Origin of the sequence: Lactobacillus juensis (assembly GCF_036246285.1) — a bacterium.
GTDB lineage: Bacteria > Bacillota > Bacilli > Lactobacillales > Lactobacillaceae > Lactobacillus > Lactobacillus juensis.
In genome coordinates, this window is sequence record NZ_BTTS01000002.1 from 208,664 (window position 1) to 227,573 (window position 18,910).

The following is an 18,910-nucleotide window of genomic DNA, read 5'->3' on the forward strand; positions in this document are numbered from 1 at the left end:
TATGATTTTCGGAAAGGTCTATTATGAAAATTAAAAAAGTATGTTTAATGGCAGCAAGTTTAATTGTTGCGGGAGCAGCTATTGCTACTTCAGCTTGTTCTTCTAAAGCAAACGGTGGCAAGTTAGTTGTTTCTACGTTCGGCATCTTGACTAAGCAAATGAGATCAGATGTACTCAATCCTTTTGCCAAGAAAAATAACGTTAAAGTTTCCGCACAATTTGCTGCAGATACAACTACGAGCTTAACCCAAATTGAGCATAATCCTAACTCTTCAGTTGACGTGATTGAAGTGGCACAAAAGAATGCTTATGCGGGTACGAAAAAGAAGTTGTATAAAAAAGTAGATTTTTCTAAAATCAAAGATTTTAAATATTTATCCAGTAGTGAACAAAAGCTGGCTAAAGACACAGGCACCGTTCCTTATACTGTTAACAGCGTAGGTATAATTTATAATCCTAAAAAAGTTCATATTACAGAATGGGATCAACTGTGGTCTAAAAAGTTAAAAGGCAAGATTGCAATTCCTGATATAGTAACAACTTTTGGCCCTGCAATGCTGTATATTGCGGGTCGCCATGCTAAAGTCGATGTCCCAAGCGACGGTGGTAAAGCAGCTTTTAAGGCTATGAAAGAATTGAAGCCTAATGTGGTTAAGACATACGACCAAAGTTCAGATTTAACCAATATGTTCAAAACAGGTGAAATCAGTGTGGCCGTTGTTGGTGACTATGCTATCAGCATGTTGCAGGCTACTAATCCAGGCCTTAAATACATTGTTCCAGCATCAGGCACATATTCTAACAGCAACGTTGTTGCCATTTTAAAGAATAGCAAGAATACAGATGCTGCATATAAGTATATTAATTTTAGACTAAGTGAAGCTATTCAAAAGAGATGTGCCAGTGCAAAATCACTTAATAACGCCCCAGTTAACTCGCAAGTTAAGTTAACACCGGCTGAAGCCGCTAATAAGACTTATGGGGATGTGGCTAAACGCGCAAAGAGCATGAATTTCTTCTATGTTAATAGCCATTTGTCTTCATGGGTTAATCAATGGAATAAAATTATGAATCGGTAAATAGTAATTTAAAAATGAAGGGTTGGAATATTTCAACTCTTTCGTTGTTTATGGGGGAGAAAAATGACACAAGTTGATCTTTTAATAAAAAATGGCCATGTTTTTAATGTTTTTTTACGTAAATTTGTTGATACTCAAGTTACAGTCAAAAATGGCAAATTCTATTGGGTTAACCAGGATTTACCAGGAATTAGGGCTAAAAAGACAATTAATCTCAAGGGTAAGTATCTAATCCCAGGATTTGTTGATGCCCACATGCATATTGATTCATCGATGACTACTCCTGCGATTATGGGACAAACAATTTTAAAATACGGTACAACAACGATTATTGCTGACGATCATGAAGTAACAAATGTTGCTGGTATCAAGGGACTAAAAAATTTCATTGCAGAGCCGTCACCGATTGATATTTTCTTTGGCATTCCATCTTCAGTTCCATCAACGAATCCAGATATGGAAACGACAGGTGGCAAAATTGGCGTGAAAGAAGTACAAGAACTGCTTAAAGATCCGCGCTTTATTTGTTTAGGCGAAGTGATGAACTTTAAGGATATGACTTCTCCGCATAAAACCTTGATCAAAGACATTATCAAAGTTTGTCGTGAGGAAAAACCTACAATGCCTCTTGAAGGTCATGTGCCGGCATATGCTGGTGAAGATCTGTCTAAAGTTATCTACGCTGGAGTTACTACTGATCATACGGAACAGACAGCTGCCTTAGTTAATGAGAAAGTTCCTAATGGCATGTTTGTCGAGGTGCAACTGAAATCAATGCTGCAGGAAGTAATTGACACGATCATTAAGAACAACTACTTTGAACATGTTGCCCTGGTGACTGATGATTCTATGCCTGACACTCTGCTTCATGGTCATTTGAATTATTTGGTGAAAAAAGCAATCAAAATGGGGATGACACCAGAAGAAGCAATTTATATAGCTACCTATACACCGGCTCGCCATATGGGATTATGGGATAGAGGTGCAATTGCTCCTGGCCGAGTGGCTGATTTTGTTATCCTAGATGATCTGCAGGATTTGTCAATCACGGCTGTTTATAAAAATGGGATTAATGCAGCAGATATCAAAGAGCAGACAGGTTACCAATTTTTGCCAAAGTTGCGTCACTCGGTTAATGCGCCTAAATTATTACCTGATGACTTTGTGGTTAAAACAGATTTAGTCGCAAACGGCGAAGTATTGGCAAATATTATTCAACTTAATCCTGTGGGTACTTTTACTAACCATATTCAAGAAAAACTCGAGGTAAAAGATCACATGGTTCAATGGCAGAAAGCCGGTTTAGCACTGATTATGGTGCAGGACCGTTATAGCGGCAGCGGACATTATAGTCTTGGCTTCGTTGACCGTGGTATTATAAAAGACGGTGCGGTAGGAGCGACTTGGGCTCATGATCACCACAACATAATGATCATGGGTACGAATACTACCGCAATGCTCAAGATTCAGAATCAACTGGTTGAACAGCAGGGTGGCTATATTGCAGCAAAGGGTGATAAAATAGTTGCCAATGCAAAATTAGCTATTGGCGGTGTTGCCAGTGATCAGCCAATGTCTGTTTTAGGCACAGAAATAGGCAAGGTGCGCAAAACACTGCAGGAACTAGGGTATAAAAATCCTAACGAGATTATGTCATTTTCTACTTTGTCTTTACTGGTTTCACCAACCATTAAAATTTCAGATAAGGGTCTATTTGAAGTCAAAAGTCAGAAAAAGATTCCACTTTTTGAAGAAATTAAGTAGAGAGTGAAAAAATTAATTAAATAATGACCAAAAAATCTGCTAGTCAGATATTGTGAGATTTCACAATATAAACTAACAGATTTTTTCATACTTAAGAATGAAGGTGTTTATTTCTTTAACCATTCTTTTACTATAGCCTTATATTGGCTTAAGGTAATTGCGCCATCTTCACCTTCACTAGTTGCGTTAAAAGCATCAGCAGCACCATAAGGAGTTTGAGTCATGTGAGCCATGCCCATTACGCGATGTCCCTTATTTAATAAATTAGTATAGTGTCCTGCCATTCTATAACCGTTTGTTCCTAAAACGGCCTGATTATATACAGGATCTTTCCAATTAGGGGTGAACTCATAGGGCGCTAGGCTAGGGCTTTTCTTTACGTTCCATTCCCAGGCTACTTTTTCAGTCATCCAGTTGCTAATTGGCTCAGCACCGGCAGAAAGATTTTCTAGGTTGAAATGATAGCCGTAAAAGCCCGGATGATTTAAGGAACCCTGTTTTTGATAATCCGCATCAATCATTGAAATTGCTGTAGAAGTTGGAGAAATCTTTAGCTCACCAACTCCAGCTCTTTTTCTTTCCTTGTTTGCATTAGCAAGACTCTGAAGAGAAGCTTTAATATTAACGTTGCTGGTAGCATCATCTTTGCCACCTAACTTGACATAAGTATTGAACCATGATGGTGCACCTTTTTGCGCTTGACTATCAATTTTGCCTGTTCTTAGTAAAGTGGCTGCTTTTTGTGCTTCTTGTCTTTGAGCAGTAGTTAGCGAAGTATCATTTGCCATAAAATCCATCAAACTTGCCCCGTTTTTAGCAGGCCTATTTTTTGGAGTTTTGACTATATTAAGCGGTAAGCCATCGTAATAGTGAATGTATTTATTTTTACCGATACGATAATATTTATAGCCTTTAATCTTTTTAATAGAAGTATAATAAAGGCTCCTACTCTTTTTATATACTTTTTTGGTTTTCTTACCCTTGTGATCATAGACATATGTTTTGCTGGAAACAAATATTTGATGTTTCGCAGCAGATACGGGTTGTGGATCACTAAATGAACCAGTACCTAGTAATATTAAAATACTGGCAATTATTGCAATAAAACTCTTTTTCTTCATTATTTATTCCCTTTAAAAACAAAATAAGAATATATGGATAAATTTATAAGTCATCACCGCCAATAATAAAGTCGTAATTTGGATATTTGCGATCTTTTAACTTTTTGGCAAGTTTAGCTGTCTGGTACCAGTGACTATCTACATACCAATAAACATTCTGATATTCTGCATAACCTAAAACTTTATTTCCATCTAATTTAGCAACATTATACCAATCAAGCGTACCTTCGTCAGGGTGACCCCAAATGCCAACTCCTGTCCAAGTATAGCCTTTCTGAGTCATTTTATTTGATAAATAAACCCAAGATCTTGTTTTTTTACTAGGTTTAGGCATGACCTTAGGTTTAGCTTTTAACAATTTAGGATACTGGTGGCCATTTTCGTAATATATTTGTTTTGTTTTAGTGAATGTCATCTTATCGATTTTCTTTGTCTTGGAATTATATGAGTACCATGTTCCACGCCAGCTTTTAGGAAAAACTGCCTTAGTTTGCTTAGCTTGCACATTACTTGGCGTATTAATAAAACTCCCAATCGTGCCAACACTTATTAAGGCGGCTGCCAACATAATCACTTTTTTAAATTTCATTTTTTATTACCTCTATACAAAATTTAACTTCACTACAAACAAATTATACGCTTTCTATGCTTCGTGTAACACTTTAAAACGGATAAAAAAGCATAAATAAAGAAATACCAGGCAACTAATTGAAAATGTGTGAGTTTCTTTCTGATTGCTGCCAGTAGAATAGACTTTAACTAGGGAACAATTTCTTCAAATTTGAATACAAAAAATCCCAGCACTGACTATTTACAGAACTGGGATAACATTATTTTAACAGGAAATACAAACTACTACCATATTTAACAATTTAGAGATAAGAAAATAACTTACTTATTTGTCACCATTCATGATTGTATTTTTAACAATCACATAATCAACTAATTTAATTGAACTAAGATCTCTGCCCCCGGCATATGAAATTGAGGATTGCAAGTCTTCTTGCATTTCTCTTAGCGTGTCAGCAATATGACCGCGGTAGGGAACGAGCATCTGTTTACCCTCAACATTGCGATAAGCTCCTTTTTGGACTTCCGAAGCAGAGCCCCAATATTGCTTATAGGTTTTACCGTTAATTTTGATTACATTACCAGGTGACTCTTCATGCCCTGCAAGCATTGAACCAATCATAACCATTGTAGCGCCAAACCGAATTGACTTCGCTATATCGCCGTTATAACGGATGCCGCCATCGGCAATCAGCGGTTTGCTTGCTACTTTACTGCACATTCTTAATGCAGCGAGTTGCCAGCCACCGGTGCCAAAACCGGTTTTAAGCTTGGTAATACAAGCACGGCCAGGACCAACACCAACTTTTGTGGCGTCTGCTCCTGCACCTTCTAATTCACGAACTGCTTCTGGCGTCGCGATATTGCCCGCTGTTAAAAAAGTGTCTGGCAATTTTTCTTTAATGTATTTAATCATATCAATAACATAGATAGAATGACCGTGAGCTACATCAATCGTGATATATTCAGGCTTAATGTTTTCAGCAACTAGTTGATCGATAAAATCATATTCGCCTTTTTTAATACCAACAGATATAGAAGCAAATAGGCCTTTTTCATGCATCATTTTGATAAAAGCGAGTCGTTTTTCCGGTTGAAAGCGGTGCATGACATAGTAGTAGCCGTTTTGGGCCAGCCAAACCGCCAAATCATCGTTAATGACGCTTTCCATGTTGGCAGGTACGACAGGTATTTTAAATGTTCGGTTTCCGAACTTAACACTGGTATCCGCATCATGACGGCTCTTAATGATCCCTTTATTCGGAACAAGCTGGATATCATCATAATTAAAGGCTTCCATACTGAAATAATTGCTCATAAGTAAATCGGCTCCTAAATAAATATCTTTACAAACGAAGTAACTATAATCAAAAATGCTTTTTTTGTCAATATAAAAATCGAACTATTAAAAATAAACTTGCTATAATAATTCGCATTTAAATTTGACTAAAGAATGGTAAATTGCTAGACTATTTACGTGATATTTGTAGAAATTTAATGAGGTGAATAAAAATGACAGCAGTTGCAGTCGTTGGTAGCCAATGGGGCGACGAAGGAAAGGGCAAAATTACTGATTTTTTGAGTAATGAAGCAGCTTATACTGTTCGTTCCAATGGTGGTAATAATGCTGGCCATACTATTGAAATCAATGGTCAAGATTTTAAGATGCGTTTAATTCCATCAGGTATTTTTGCGTCAAAAGAAGGGGCCGTAATCGGTAATGGCGTAGTTATTAATCCTGAAGTTTTATTTGGTGAATTAAAAAATCTGACTGAAAAGGGAATTGACACTAGCAAATTGAAAATTTCCAATCGTGCTCACATCATCATGCCATATCATATCAAGCAAGATGAATATCAAGAAGAAGCAAAAGGCGATCAAAAAATCGGTACTACTAAAAATGGTATTGGTCCTGCCTACATGGACAAAGCTTCCAGAATTGGTATTCGTGTTTGTGATCTTCTTGAAAAAGATACTTTTGCAGCAAAATTACGTGCTAACTTGGTTCAGAAAAACGACATTTTCACTAAGATTTACGGCAAGCCGGCACTGAAATTTGATGACATTTTCACTAAGTATTATGAATATGGTCAAAAAATGAAGAAATACGTCACGGACACTTCAGTGTTAGTTAATGATGCTCTGGATAATGATGAAAAAGTGTTATTTGAGGGTGCACAGGGAATTATGCTTGATATAGATGAAGGAACCTATCCCTTTGTAACCTCATCGAACACCATTTCCGGCGGCATTGCCAGCGGTATCGGTGTTGGTGCCAACCGGGTAAAAAGTATCATCGGTGTCTGCAAAGCTTATACCACTCGCGTTGGTGCTGGTCCTTTTCCTACCGAATTATTAGATGAAACTGGTGACCGTATTCGCGAAACTGCTCATGAATATGGCACAGTTACCGGTCGTCCTCGGCGCGTGGGCTGGTTTGATTCAGTCGCTTTACGTCACGCTAAACGTGTTGCTGGCATCAATGGTTTAAGTCTTAACTTGCTTGATATTTTTAGCGGTTTTGACACTATTAAAATTGCAACTGCTTATGAACTTGATGGTCAAAAAATTGATTACTATCCTGCAAGTCTAAAAGAATTAGACCGCTGCCAACCTGTTTACGAAGAATTACCTGCTTGGAAAGAAGATATTACAGGTGCTAAGACTTGGTCTGACTTGCCAGAAAACGCACAGAAGTTTTTAAACCGCGTTTCAGAACTTGTGGGCATACCTTTAGTTACTGTTTCGGTAGGCCCTGATCGTGAACAAACGATTGTTTTACAAAATCCGTGGGAAATGTAATTTATGCTGGAACGTTATACTCGCCCTGAAATGGGTAAAATATGGTCTGATGAAAATAAATATGAAGCATGGCTAAAAGTAGAAATTGCTGCTACCAATGCTTGGAGTGAATTAGGCGAAGTCCCAAAAGAAGATGCTGCTAAAATTGCTCAAAATGCCAGCTTCACGCTAGAGCGGGTGGCAGAATTGGAGCAGGTAACTCATCATGACGTGGTTGCTTTTACACGAACAGTTTCTGAAAGCCTGGGTCCAGAGAAAAAGTGGGTACACTTTGGTCTGACTTCGACGGATGTTGTTGATACGGCACAAGGATATATCTTAAAACAGGCAGATGAGATTATTCGTCAAGATCTGCACAAACTAAAAAAGACGATTGCTGAAAAAGCACGTAAATATAAAAATACGGTGGAAATGGGGCGCACGCATGGTGTGCAAGCTGAACCCACTACTTTTGGCTTGAAACTAGCTCGTTGGTATGCGGAAATTAAGCGTGATATCGAACGCTTTGAACATGCAGCAAAAGGAGTAGAATCAGGAAAAATTTCCGGTGCCGTTGGGACTTTTGCTAACGTACCACCAGCTGTTGAAACCAGTGTCTTAAAGCAGCTAGGCTTAACTCAGCAGCCAATTACCAGTCAAGTATTGCCGCGTGATTTGCATGCTGAATATATTGCTACTTTGGCGTTAATAGCCACAACTATTGAAAATTGGGCAACCGAAATTAGAAGTTTGCAACGTTCTGAAATTCACGAAGTAGAAGAGCATTTCCGTGCAGGGCAAAAAGGTTCTTCAGCAATGCCTCACAAACGTAATCCTATTGGCTCAGAAAATCTTTGCGGAATGGCACGGGTTTTACGGGGTCATATTATAACTGCTTATGAGGATGTATCACTTTGGCATGAACGCGATATTTCCCATTCCAGTGCTGAACGTGTAATTTTACCTGATACTACAATTGGTATTGATTATATGCTTGATCGTTTTAATCGCATTTTGACTAACCTTGATGTTTTTCCAGAAACCATGCTTAAGAACATGGATAAAACTTATGGTCTGATTTATTCACAGCGCTTATTATTAAAACTGATTGATGAAGCAGGTCTTTCTCGTGAAGATGCTTATGATATGGTTCAGAAGTTAACCACAAGATCTTGGAACGAAGGAATTTCCTTTAGAAAATTAGTTGAAAGCAGTCCAATCATGAACTATCTTTCAGAAGATGATGTAAGTGATGCATTTGATTATCATTACCATTTGCGTCATGTTGATGAAATCTTTAAAAAAGTTGGTTTAGAATAAATAATTAGTAAAGCAGTTCACTTAATAGTGAGCTGCTTTTGTCATGGAATTTAAATTGCTGATAAATAAAAAATGTAAGCGATTATGTGATATTATTAACATAAACACTAGATAATATTTAAAGGCTGAAAGGCAAAAATTTAAGTCTTTTAAGCTAAAATAAGATTCTTTTAAAAGAGGTAGTCAATTATGATAGTTAATGAACATACATATTACGATGCAAGTTATGATGTAGTAGTCTTGGGCTTCGGTGGAGCCGGTGCGACCGCAGCTCGCTTTGCTGCTGATAGTGGTGCAAAAGTGCTGCTGGTTGATTCTGCTCCGGAAGGTCATGAAGGTGGTAATACAAGATATGCTGCTGAACTTGTAGGTTACAGTAGCAGCGAAGAGGATTATCGGTCCTACTATGAACATTTGGCACAACACTTTAATATTGACCCTGAAATAGAAGACACAGTTGTTCATGGCATTACACACATGAAAGAATATTTCAAAAAGTACCTGGATGTTGCTAATCCCGTTAGCTATAAAACCATTTTAGGATTGCCAGAAGACGCTGTAATTGCCGATCATCCTAATTTACCGGGTGCCAAAAGCTATGACATGATTACAATGGAGAAGGGTATTTTTAACGCTTCTTTGTGGAACATTCTACGGCAAAAAGTATTGGATCGCAGTGATAAGATAGATGTTTGGTATTCTGCACCTGTTAAGCATATTCTCCAGACTCCTGGTAAGAAAGTTGTGGGAGCCCAAATTGAACGTGACAATGTTTTATTAAATATTTATGCCAAAAATGGAGTGGTGTTAGCCACTGGTGGTATCGAAAATAATCCACAAATGATTCAAGACTATATTGGCTCACACAAGTTGGTACCTTTGGGTTCGCTTTATAATAAAGGTAAGGGCATTGACCTTGCTCACGAAGCAGGAGCAGATATGTGGCATATGTCAATGTATGCAGCTGGCGGAATGGAACAAGCTTTTGCCTTTTATGAACCCGGAATGAAGCGTGCTCCGTTTTATATGGGCAACCCTGTCTTCTTTACTGGTAGTATCTTTACAGTTGGCGATGATGGAACACGCTACTTTAAGGAAGATCAAGGAGCACGTGAAGGCTATGTAGAAAATCATGGTTCATGGTATAAACCGTTGAATCCAATTCACCCTTACTTTGTCTTTGATCAAAAGCAATATGACAAAATAAGTGAAATTGATACTTTTCCTGATAATAAAGCACTTAATTCGGTTATTAAAGCTGATACTATTTCTGAATTGGCAGAAAAAATGGGAGTTGCTGCCGCTAAACTGCAAAGTACGATCGATGAATTTAACTTCTTTGCTGAAAAGAAGCATGATTATGCTTACCATCGTGAACCTGCAACATTAAGTGCATTTTCAGAAAGCGGCCCATATTATGCAATTCCATTAGTACAAACTATTGGCTGGTCCGAAGCTGGTCCTAGGAGAAATGCTAGAGCTGAAATTCTTGATCCTGAGCACAAGCCGATTCCTCATTTATATGGTGCCGGTGAACTCGGCAGTAACATGGCTAATCTGTATCAAGGGGGTTCTGATCTGGGCGACTGTTTGATTTTTGGTAAAATTGCCGGTCAAAATGCTGCTCACCCAAAAGATGACGTTGCTGAAGGCAACATATCTGCACCTAAGCCTGCAAAACCTGTGAAGCCACGACCACTTGATTCTGATATTAAGAAAGAAGAGTTTCCAACTGGACCTGAACAATATATCGGCAAATCTACTAAAGGAATGGGAGATGAAATAGTTGTCAGAGTAACAGCTGATAAGCAAAAGAACCTCAAAAAAGTTGAGGTGCTGAAACAAGCTGAATCTGATGATTATGGCCAAAAAGCAATTAACGAATTACCTCAAAAAATGGTCGATAAAAATAAGGTTGACGTAGATGCAGTTTCGGGCGCCTCTAATACTACAAGAGGATTAAAAGATGCTGTCAGGGATGCATTAAGCAAAATTAAATAGATATTTATCAAGAATTTAATAAGCATTTAAAACAGGTCATAAATTTGGTTAAAACTTATGACCTGCTTTTTGTATTATGAAGTTAGGGCAAGTTAACCTGGTAATCATTAAACTGGAACATTGTTTATGAATTTACCTGAAAATTTTGAAAAAGAAAGTGCTTTTAAAAAATTTCTTAACCAATTAATCTATATTTATAACTACTTTATTTGCAGAAAGGGAGAAAAAGTAATGGAAAAAATTAATAAATATATTGATCATACTTTATTGGAGCCAAATGCGACTCAAGAGCAAATTGATAAGGTGATTTCAGAGGCTAAAAAATATCAATTTGCGTCTGTCTGTGTAAATCCTTTTTGGGTAAAATATGTGAGTGAAAAATTACAAGGAACAAAAATTAATACTGTAACGGTGATTGGTTTTCCCCTAGGAGCAACTACTACTGAAACTAAAGTTTTTGAAGCAACACAAGCAGTCGCAAATGGTGCCGATGAATGTGATATGGTCCAAAATATTGGAGCATTTCTTTCAGAAGACTATGATGTGGTGCTTAAAGATGAAAAAGCGGTTGTCGAAGCGGTACATTCAAAGGGAAAAAAGGTAAAAGTAATTCTTGAAAATTGTTTTCTTAATTCGCAGCAAATAAAAAAAGCATGCTTGATAGCAGAAAAATCTGGTGCTGATTTCGTGAAAACGTCAACTGGCTTTGCAAAATATGGAGCTAGAGCAGAAGATGTTAAGATTATGGCCGCAACCGTCGGAACTAAAATGGGCATCAAAGCAGCAGGCGGCATTCATACTAAAGCTGAAGCCTGCCAAATGATTGCTAGTGGAGCTACTAGATTAGGGGCAAGTGCAAGTCTAAAAATAATAAAAGAATCATAGATTTAGCGCAAAATAGAGTATTTAAAGAAGACACAATAGTTGTTAACGCAAGGTGTCTTCTTTTTTAGTGTAGTTTTTTGCATAATTTTGTTGAAAGTAGGTAGACTATGTGTCTTATTTTTCAAAAGAAATTGGAAACAATAAACTCTTTTTTATATGTAAGCGGTAACGTATTATTTGAATTGAGGTGAGGAATATGAAAGACCGGCAATTACTGATAATAAATGAATTGCTTGATAAAGAAAATTTATCAATCGATGAATTGAGTCAAGCCTTGAATGTTTCTTCCAGAACTATCAGAAATGATGTGGATGATATTAACCGAACTTTAAGTGACCTTTCGATTACGGGAATTTCTAATAAGCGGGGACAGCTTTATTTTTGTCTGGATTTAGATGCCAGACATTCCTTATCTCACTCTTTAAAAATTAGTTCGGATACATTTCTTGATCCTAAAGAAAGGCAACTTCATATCATTATCAGTTTTTTAAAAGCTCCTCGCCAGGTAAAAATTTATGAAGAACAAAAGCGGCTGAATATAAGTAAAAGCACAATGGACAAGGATATGCGTCAGGTTAGAGAATTTCTTGCTAAATATTCTCTGACCTTAGATACGCAACAAGGAGCAAAAATTGAAGGTGCTGAAAGAAATATCAGAACAATGATTCAACAATTGATTGTTGAAAATATTGATATTTCGCAATTAACGGAAAAAGGCAGCTTTGAAGGAAGTGATAGTTACCAAATAGTAATTGATTATTTAAATCCCAACATACTTGAGCAAACTAATAAAGTTGCTAAGGAACTAATACTTGGTGGTCGTTACGAAGGAGTTTCTGCTAGAGAAGCACAAATTTCTGTTTTAATGGCCATTTGGATTAGACGCTTGCAGGAAAAGCAATATCTTGATGACAGTCAGGTTTCCAATTTAGAAATTGCTAATACTAGAATTATGAACTCTGTGAACAATTTGCTGGATAAGTTGGAGCTGACAGTTCCGGAAAATGAAAAAAGCTATATGACTTTTATTCTTAAAACATTTTTGGGTGAGAAAGAGGTAAGAATTGACAAGTGGGCGGAATCGGAACTTCTGACTTTACGGCTAATAGATTATATGAGTGACGTAGAAAAAATTAATTACCGTGATTCTGAACAACTTTATGAACAGCTTAATTCACATATTTCAGCATTCTTGCAAAGGCAGGAAAATCATATTGAGGTATTTAATCCGTTAACTGATGTGCTTAAGACCAATTATGCAACTATTTATCAAGATATTTCAGCTTTTTTTGAAAGCAAATACAGTAAAAATGTTTCAGCAGGAGAGAGAGCTTTTATAACCGTTTACTTTAGTACGTATTATGAAGAAAGCGTTAAGGAAAACAACTTTTATAGAATTGCTGTTCTTTGCAATTATGGTGAGGCTACCGGTCAACTTTTGGCTGCCAATATTTCCCGAAACATGAATGTTGAAGTTGTGGCAGTTTTGGGATTACAAGATATAAATTCTTTAAGAAAGCTAAACATAGATTTTGTCGTTAAGACAATCAATGAATCATCGGGAATGGTCCCCAGCTTTAAAATGCCTCCTGTGCCGAGAAAGCAAGACTATCAAGAGTTAAAGAAATTTATTGCCAAAGCAGACATAAAAAAACATATGCTGTCTTTAAAACAAAGTCCTTCAGTTAAGAAGAATTTACTTAAAGACACCATTTCGCTAATTGAGACAGAAACCAGAAAAAATGTTTCGGCTCGCTTGGTAGACAAGTTAATTGAAATTTTTTCTGAACATCATATTGAAATAAAAGAGAGGGAGGTGAGGCCAATGCTTCAAGATTTGTTAACTGATGATAAGATCCAAATACACATAACAGCTGATAATTGGCGTGAAGCAATTGAAAAGACTAGCCAACCGCTAATAAAAAATAAATCAATTAATGAAGATTATGTTGCTGCAATGGAAGAATCAGTTAAAAAATTTGGGCCGTATATTGTCATAGGTCCTGGAATTGCTTTGGCCCATGCAAGACCAGAGGACGGGGTTGCAAAATTGGATGTTAGTGTAGCATCACTGGCTGAGCCAATAAAATTTGGTAATAAAGCAAACGATCCAGTAAAAATCATTTTTGTTTTATCAGCAATTGACAGCTACTCACATTTAAATGTTCTAAAAGCAATTGTGGATTTAATAAATAAGCCAAATAAGATTGAAGAACTATTTAATAAGGAAGATAAAGCAAGTTTTAAAAAGACCTTGTTTGGCGTAGAAAAATAATAGAGTTAGGAGTGTAAAAATATGGCAAAAGTACCTACAGTGTTCTTTATTTGCGGCAATGGCTTGGGCTCAAGCTTAGCTTGTCAGATGGAAGCAGATGATGTTTTTAGTGAAGCCGGTATCGAAGTTGATTCAGATCATGATTCGATTTCAGATGCACCTTCACTCAATGCCGATGTTATTGTTTCAGCAAGCAATTTTGAGTCTCAATTTGCCAATATGCAAATTGATCCCAAAACCAAATTTGTCTATTTAGACAATATCGTGGATAAAGACGAAATTAAAGAAAAAGTTTTACCAGTTGTGAAACAAATTGCAGGTAGTTAAGTTTATAAAAAGGAGTGAGAGAAATGGTCGTTATTCAATGGATAATTAACAATATCCTTACTCAGGCAGCAATTTTAATTTCATTAATTGCGATGCTGGGATTAATATTACAAGGTAAAAAAATAGGAGCGGTCATAAGTGGTACGCTTAAAACTTTGCTTGGATTTGAAGTTTTGTCCGCTGGTTCGACAATTATTCAACAAAGTTTAGCTTATTTTGCAGTAATTTTTCAGCATGGTTTTCATACCAAAGGTATTGTACCTAGTATTGAAGCCATTAATGGTCAGGCAATGAACAAGTTGGGTTTAGGTAATAGTATTGCCTTAACTCTTTTAGGTATTTTCATTGTGAACATTATCATAGCCAGATTTACTAAATGGAAGTATGTCTTTTTAACCGGACAAGCTTTATTGTGGATGGCAACTATGACTGTTATTGGTGGTCACTTTGCCGGCTTAAAAGGTTTTCCGTTAATCTTAATGGGTAGTATTATAGGTGGTATTTTTGCCATTGCAATGCCGGCATTAGCGCAACCAATTGTACGTAAAATTACTGGCAGCAATGCAATTGCCCTGGGTCACTTTTGTACAATTGGATATTTAGTTGAGGCAGGCGTGGCCTGGCTAGTTAGAGACCGCAAAGTTGATCAACACGTAACTAACATTAAGGAAAGAAAAGATTCTTGGGAACACGTAAAGCTGCCTAAGAGTATGTCATTTTTACAGGATAATTCCCTTTCTATTATGGTAGTAATGGTACCTTTATACATTATTACTGCTGCTTTTGCTGGTCCCTACTGGTCCATTAAAGCTGCTGGAGGAGCTGCAGGAAGCGTAAACTACATTATTTATGCCTTTTTACAAGCTATTGAATTTACAGTTGGTGTTTATGTAATGCTTTCAGGGGTTCGTTTGATGTTAGGTGAAATTGTTCCTGCCTTTCGTGGTATTGCTATGAAGGTAGTTCCTAACTCAGTACCTGCTCTTGACTGTCCAGTTTTATTCCCATATTCACCAAATGCAGTCATTATTGGCTTCATAACGACAACTATTGGGACAGTGATTGGCATGTTCTTGTCCCCATTAGTAGGACTAGCAGTTATCTTGCCAGGTATGACTACCAATTTCTTTGCGGGCGGTACTGCAGGAATCTTTGGTAATGCAATTGGCGGCAAACGTGGTGCCATCGTTGGTGGTATTGCACATGGTTTGTTTATTACCTTGCTTCCAGCACTTTTGGTTGGCGCATTATCATCAGTTGGCTTTGTAAACGCCACAGCTACAGATGTTGATACCATTACCGCTGCTTTATTATATCTGTGGGTTATTGCACCGGCCTTTCATGCCTTTGGCTAATTACTTTGGAGGTGTTTAATAATGTCGTTTTGGTCGAAAATTTTTAAATCAAATGCAACGGAAAGTAATTCAGCTGCAGATAAAGAAACTAATGAAACAAGCAGCCAGTTAACAGATGATGAAAAGCAACAGATCAAGAGTCAAATCAAAGACTTAACTGAACAACTTAATGACAACGACTCAGAGTCAGTAGCAAGCAATAAACAAAAAGCTACTGTTTTAACCCAGCTGGGGGAAAATTATCAAAAGCTGGGTAATGTTGATGATGCTATTGATGCTTATGAAAAAAGCTTGAAACTCAACGAGGATTTTGGTCCGGCTTTTGACGGTTTGCTTAAGCTTTATGATATTAAACGGCAAAAAGCTGCTTATGCTAAGAATAATGATGAAATACAAAAATGGCTCAACAAGGGTGACGAATTGACAGCATTATCAAAGAAAATAATGCGTTCTAAATAAATTTCCAGATTATATATTTAAAATTCGCAATTAAAGGAGAAAAAATGGCTTATAAAACGTTAAAAGAAGTACTAAAAGAAGCAGAAGAAATGGATTTCACGGTTGGCGCGTTTAATGCTCATAACTTGGAAATGGTTCCGGCTATGATTGAAGCTGCACACGAAGAAGGCGCTCCTATTATTATTCAAACTTCTGTTGGTACGGCTGATACAGAGGGGATGAGAAACTTTGTAGCTGTTTGCAAAAGCATGGCAGAACACGAAGCGGTGGATGTTGTGCTCCACTTAGATCATGCCCGTGATATTAAAGACATTGAAAGAGCAATTGCAGCCGGATACAGTTCGGTCATGTTTGATGGGTCATTACTTTCATTTAAGGAAAACATTGCCAAGACCAAGAGAGTTGTAGAATATGCCCATAAACGCGGTGTCTCAGTTGAGGGTGAAATTGGAACTATCGGTGGAACTGAAGAAGGTTTTACCGTTAAAGAAGGAAACTATACCCGTCCTGAAGATGCTGTTAAATTTTTGCAAGAATGTGACGTTGATGCTTTAGCTGTCGGCGTTGGTACACATCACGGTCAATTTCAATCTAAAACCAAATTGAACTTTCCACTTATTGAAGAATTACATAGTAAACTGGATAAGCCAATGGTTATCCATGGTGGAACCGGAGTTAACGAGGAAGATTACCATAGACTGACCGAAAATGGTATTCGCAAGTTTAACGTCGGTACTGAATTATTAGTTTCATGGACGAAGAAAGCAAAAGAGATGTTTGGCAAAACCGAGGTTAATGAATCTCTAAGGAATAACATTATTCCATGTAACGAAAGCGTTCATAACATTATTAAACATAAAATTGAATTATTCATGAATAAAGGGTGATCTCGTTGAAAAAAACGATGTTGCTTTTGGCTGGTTGTCCTGGTACCGGTAAATCTTATTTAGCGAATCTGATATGCAAGGCCATTCCTGATTATTTTAATGAAGTTTCTATAGATCTGTTTAAAGAGCAGCTTTATGAAAGTAGAGGCTTTGATAATCCATCTGAAAAAACCGAGTTAGACAATCAAGCGTATGATATGTTTTACCAAAATGTCGCAAACTTTATGCAAAAAGGTCAATCAATTATTTCTGATTACCCATTTTCTTATCGCCAGCACGATATCTTAGAAAAATTAGCTAACAAGTATCATTTTCAAATAATTACAATTACGCTGACTTGTGACTCAGATATTTTATATGAAAGACAAAGAAAACGTGATTTGGATCCTGATCGTCCTTTAGGATTCATAATGAACCATTATCATAAAGGTGATACTTTAACCGACAGGACAAAAATGGATATCCAAAAAACAAAACAGGAATTTGAAAGTTTTAATAAAAAAAGAGGATATTCAACTTTTAAATTAGGTAAAACAATTTTTCTTAATGTTTCAGATTTTAGTAAAGTTGATTATGACGGTACAATTGCTAAGCTAAAAAGCTGGGTCAACTAAGTACAATTTTTACTTCTTAAATATTTTGTTCAATATTCATTTAAGAAATTTTAGCCGTATTTCGTATTAAAGCGAATTACGGCTTTTTAAGTACTCTTGAATTTTTTGGCTTCTTCTGAATCAAAAAAATATGCCACTTGGTTTCTTATAATTGCCACTTAGTTAAAAGTGCTAGATTTTACATTAAAATAAGCGTTTAATTAAATCATCAAGTGATGAAGGGCAGGTGAGAAGCGTGAAAATAAAAATAGAACTGAATCCGGATATGGAAGATGACGATACCAGTGTAACAATTCATGCTAAATCTGTGACGCCGGAAGTTGAACAAATTTATAAGCAGCTTCAAGGTATCAGTGAACATCCTGACCAAATAGAAGGCAAAAAAGATAATGTGTCTTATTACTTGAGCATGAATGAGATTTTATTTTTTGAAACAGAAGATAAACAAGTGATTGCACATACTGCCAGGGATGCCTTTACCGTGGATTACAAACTTTATGAACTAGAAAATTTATTAAATAATCAGTTCATGCGGGTATCTAAGTCAACAATTTTAAATTTAAATCAAATTTATGCGTTAACACGTTCGATTTCTAACTGTAAGATTAATTTTCGCGATTCTTATAAAACTGTCTATGTTTCACGTCACTACTATCACAATTTGAATGATAGGTTAAACGAGAGAAGGTCATCATAATGAAAAAATTTAAACTTAGAGAAGTATTTTGGGGCATTGCTCTAGTAGCAGCTGCCGTATTCTTAGTCCTTAATCAGTTGCATCTGCTTTCATTTCATTTAAAAGTCAGCATGATTATTTGGACTATCATATTCGGAGCGGCACTGATCGAAAGCGTGGCTAATAAAAGTTTGTTTGGTACAACTTTTTCCATTGCCTTTTTATTAATTGTTTACGCTGAACCCTTGCATATTACCAAAATTGTACCATGGACGGTCCTAGTGGCGGCGTTATTAATTTATTTAGGCTTGACGCTGATTTTTAAGAGAAGCTGGTTTCCCAGAATAGTCTATTTTAACCAAAAAAAAGACGGCAAATGGAAGAACTTTAGTAATAATCATTCAAGAATAGATAATAACGTATTCAGTAGCGGTACTGGAAAAGTTGATGGCGAAGATATAGTAATCAATCAGCGCTTGTCATCAGTTTCGCGCTACGTTCATTCACAAAATTTACGCAGTATAACAATTAATTCTTCTTTGGGTGAAGTTGAAGTCTACCTTGATCAAGCTAAAGCTGCAGGCGATGTAGTGACTGTTGACATTAGTGGCACTATGGGTGAGATTGAAATTTACGTTCCAACTTCATGGAGAGTCAATAGTGATAACTTAGACTTAGCTCTGGGAGAATTAGATATTGATGACGGATCTACTGGTGGCGGTCCTACATTAATGTTAACAGGCCATTTCAGCATGGGTGATGTGGAAGTTAATTATGTTTAACTTTGGGAAAAATA

The 18,910-nt window shown here is 36.7% G+C and carries 17 protein-coding genes; 14 read left to right on the forward strand and 3 right to left on the reverse strand.

Features of this window, described 5'->3' with window-relative positions:
• The first annotated feature begins 23 nt into the window (after positions 1-23).
• The gene (locus AAA926_RS05295) at positions 24-1,079 is read left to right on the forward strand and encodes an ABC transporter substrate-binding protein (RefSeq protein WP_338212018.1); all 1,056 of its coding nucleotides are present in this window, start codon (positions 24-26) and stop codon (positions 1,077-1,079) included.
• A 63-nt stretch (positions 1,080-1,142) separates the two neighbouring features.
• A complete protein-coding gene (locus AAA926_RS05300) occupies positions 1,143-2,843 on the forward strand; it encodes an adenine deaminase C-terminal domain-containing protein (RefSeq protein ID WP_338212019.1) in 1,701 nt (566 codons plus the stop codon).
• A gap of 107 nt (positions 2,844-2,950) precedes the next feature.
• Here AAA926_RS05300 and AAA926_RS05305 read toward each other — a convergent pair whose 3' ends face one another.
• From AAA926_RS05305 to AAA926_RS05315, 3 genes are all read right to left on the reverse strand, one after another.
• On the reverse strand, positions 2,951-3,964 hold the full coding sequence (locus AAA926_RS05305) for an SLAP domain-containing protein (RefSeq protein ID WP_338212020.1): 1,014 nt from the start codon (positions 3,962-3,964) through the stop codon (positions 2,951-2,953).
• Positions 3,965-4,007: 43 nt separating this feature from the next.
• Complete coding sequence (locus AAA926_RS05310) at positions 4,008-4,553, reverse strand: hypothetical protein (protein ID WP_338212021.1); 546 nt, start codon at positions 4,551-4,553, stop codon at positions 4,008-4,010.
• A gap of 306 nt (positions 4,554-4,859) precedes the next feature.
• Entirely contained in the window at positions 4,860-5,852 is a 993-nt protein-coding gene (locus tag AAA926_RS05315) for a GMP reductase (protein WP_338212022.1), read from the reverse strand.
• A 194-nt stretch (positions 5,853-6,046) separates the two neighbouring features.
• Here AAA926_RS05315 and AAA926_RS05320 point away from each other — a divergent pair, with 194 nt between their 5' ends.
• The 12 genes from AAA926_RS05320 (at position 6,047) to AAA926_RS05375 (ending at position 18,896) form a co-directional block, all read left to right on the forward strand.
• Positions 6,047-7,336, forward strand: coding sequence for an adenylosuccinate synthase (locus tag AAA926_RS05320; RefSeq protein ID WP_338212023.1), 1,290 nt, complete (start codon positions 6,047-6,049; stop codon positions 7,334-7,336).
• Between the two features lie 3 nt (positions 7,337-7,339).
• On the forward strand, positions 7,340-8,635 hold the full coding sequence (purB, locus tag AAA926_RS05325; protein ID WP_338212024.1) for an adenylosuccinate lyase: 1,296 nt from the start codon (positions 7,340-7,342) through the stop codon (positions 8,633-8,635).
• Positions 8,636-8,824: 189 nt separating this feature from the next.
• Positions 8,825-10,636 (forward strand): FAD-binding protein, encoded by a 1,812-nt coding sequence (locus tag AAA926_RS05330; protein WP_338212025.1) that lies wholly within the window; start codon positions 8,825-8,827, stop codon positions 10,634-10,636.
• A gap of 231 nt (positions 10,637-10,867) precedes the next feature.
• Positions 10,868-11,521 (forward strand): deoxyribose-phosphate aldolase, encoded by a 654-nt coding sequence (gene deoC, locus AAA926_RS05335; RefSeq protein ID WP_338212026.1) that lies wholly within the window; start codon positions 10,868-10,870, stop codon positions 11,519-11,521.
• Between the two features lie 196 nt (positions 11,522-11,717).
• The gene (locus tag AAA926_RS05340; protein ID WP_338212027.1) at positions 11,718-13,796 is read left to right on the forward strand and encodes a BglG family transcription antiterminator; all 2,079 of its coding nucleotides are present in this window, start codon (positions 11,718-11,720) and stop codon (positions 13,794-13,796) included.
• Between the two features lie 21 nt (positions 13,797-13,817).
• On the forward strand, positions 13,818-14,123 hold the full coding sequence (locus tag AAA926_RS05345; RefSeq protein ID WP_338212028.1) for a PTS sugar transporter subunit IIB: 306 nt from the start codon (positions 13,818-13,820) through the stop codon (positions 14,121-14,123).
• Positions 14,124-14,146: 23 nt separating this feature from the next.
• Positions 14,147-15,478, forward strand: a complete 1,332-nt coding sequence (locus AAA926_RS05350; RefSeq protein ID WP_198180572.1) for a PTS sugar transporter subunit IIC — start codon at positions 14,147-14,149, stop codon at positions 15,476-15,478.
• 21 nt (positions 15,479-15,499) lie between these two features.
• Positions 15,500-15,937, forward strand: a complete 438-nt coding sequence (locus AAA926_RS05355) for a tetratricopeptide repeat protein (RefSeq protein ID WP_198180570.1) — start codon at positions 15,500-15,502, stop codon at positions 15,935-15,937.
• A 44-nt stretch (positions 15,938-15,981) separates the two neighbouring features.
• Positions 15,982-16,824, forward strand: a complete 843-nt coding sequence (locus tag AAA926_RS05360; RefSeq protein ID WP_265893471.1) for a class II fructose-bisphosphate aldolase — start codon at positions 15,982-15,984, stop codon at positions 16,822-16,824.
• Between the two features lie 5 nt (positions 16,825-16,829).
• Positions 16,830-17,438, forward strand: a complete 609-nt coding sequence (locus AAA926_RS05365; protein WP_265893472.1) for a P-loop nucleotide/nucleoside kinase family protein — start codon at positions 16,830-16,832, stop codon at positions 17,436-17,438.
• 235 nt (positions 17,439-17,673) lie between these two features.
• Entirely contained in the window at positions 17,674-18,135 is a 462-nt protein-coding gene (locus AAA926_RS05370) for a LytTR family DNA-binding domain-containing protein (protein ID WP_265893473.1), read from the forward strand.
• Positions 18,135-18,896 (forward strand): LiaF transmembrane domain-containing protein, encoded by a 762-nt coding sequence (locus tag AAA926_RS05375; protein WP_265893474.1) that lies wholly within the window; start codon positions 18,135-18,137, stop codon positions 18,894-18,896. Before AAA926_RS05370 ends, AAA926_RS05375 begins: the two co-directional genes overlap by 1 nt.
• Positions 18,897-18,910 lie beyond the last annotated feature (14 nt).

Bases quoted from the DNA above. Each gene is read 5' to 3' on its own strand.
- AAA926_RS05340 (WP_338212027.1), top strand. From the start codon at position 11,718: ATGAAAGACCGGCAATTACTGATAATAAATGAATTGCTTGATAAAGAA.
- AAA926_RS05300 (WP_338212019.1), top strand. From the start codon at position 1,143: ATGACACAAGTTGATCTTTTAATAAAAAATGGCCATGTTTTTAATGTT.
- AAA926_RS05360 (WP_265893471.1), top strand. From the start codon at position 15,982: ATGGCTTATAAAACGTTAAAAGAAGTACTAAAAGAAGCAGAAGAAATG.
- AAA926_RS05350 (WP_198180572.1), top strand. From the start codon at position 14,147: ATGGTCGTTATTCAATGGATAATTAACAATATCCTTACTCAGGCAGCA.
- AAA926_RS05355 (WP_198180570.1), top strand. From the start codon at position 15,500: ATGTCGTTTTGGTCGAAAATTTTTAAATCAAATGCAACGGAAAGTAAT.
- AAA926_RS05320 (WP_338212023.1), top strand. From the start codon at position 6,047: ATGACAGCAGTTGCAGTCGTTGGTAGCCAATGGGGCGACGAAGGAAAG.
- AAA926_RS05305 (WP_338212020.1), bottom strand. From the start codon at position 3,964: ATGAAGAAAAAGAGTTTTATTGCAATAATTGCCAGTATTTTAATATTA.
- deoC (WP_338212026.1), top strand. From the start codon at position 10,868: ATGGAAAAAATTAATAAATATATTGATCATACTTTATTGGAGCCAAAT.
- purB (WP_338212024.1), top strand. From the start codon at position 7,340: ATGCTGGAACGTTATACTCGCCCTGAAATGGGTAAAATATGGTCTGAT.
- AAA926_RS05330 (WP_338212025.1), top strand. From the start codon at position 8,825: ATGATAGTTAATGAACATACATATTACGATGCAAGTTATGATGTAGTA.
- AAA926_RS05315 (WP_338212022.1), bottom strand. From the start codon at position 5,852: ATGAGCAATTATTTCAGTATGGAAGCCTTTAATTATGATGATATCCAG.
- AAA926_RS05295 (WP_338212018.1), top strand. From the start codon at position 24: ATGAAAATTAAAAAAGTATGTTTAATGGCAGCAAGTTTAATTGTTGCG.
- AAA926_RS05375 (WP_265893474.1), top strand. From the start codon at position 18,135: ATGAAAAAATTTAAACTTAGAGAAGTATTTTGGGGCATTGCTCTAGTA.
- AAA926_RS05345 (WP_338212028.1), top strand. From the start codon at position 13,818: ATGGCAAAAGTACCTACAGTGTTCTTTATTTGCGGCAATGGCTTGGGC.
- AAA926_RS05310 (WP_338212021.1), bottom strand. From the start codon at position 4,553: ATGAAATTTAAAAAAGTGATTATGTTGGCAGCCGCCTTAATAAGTGTT.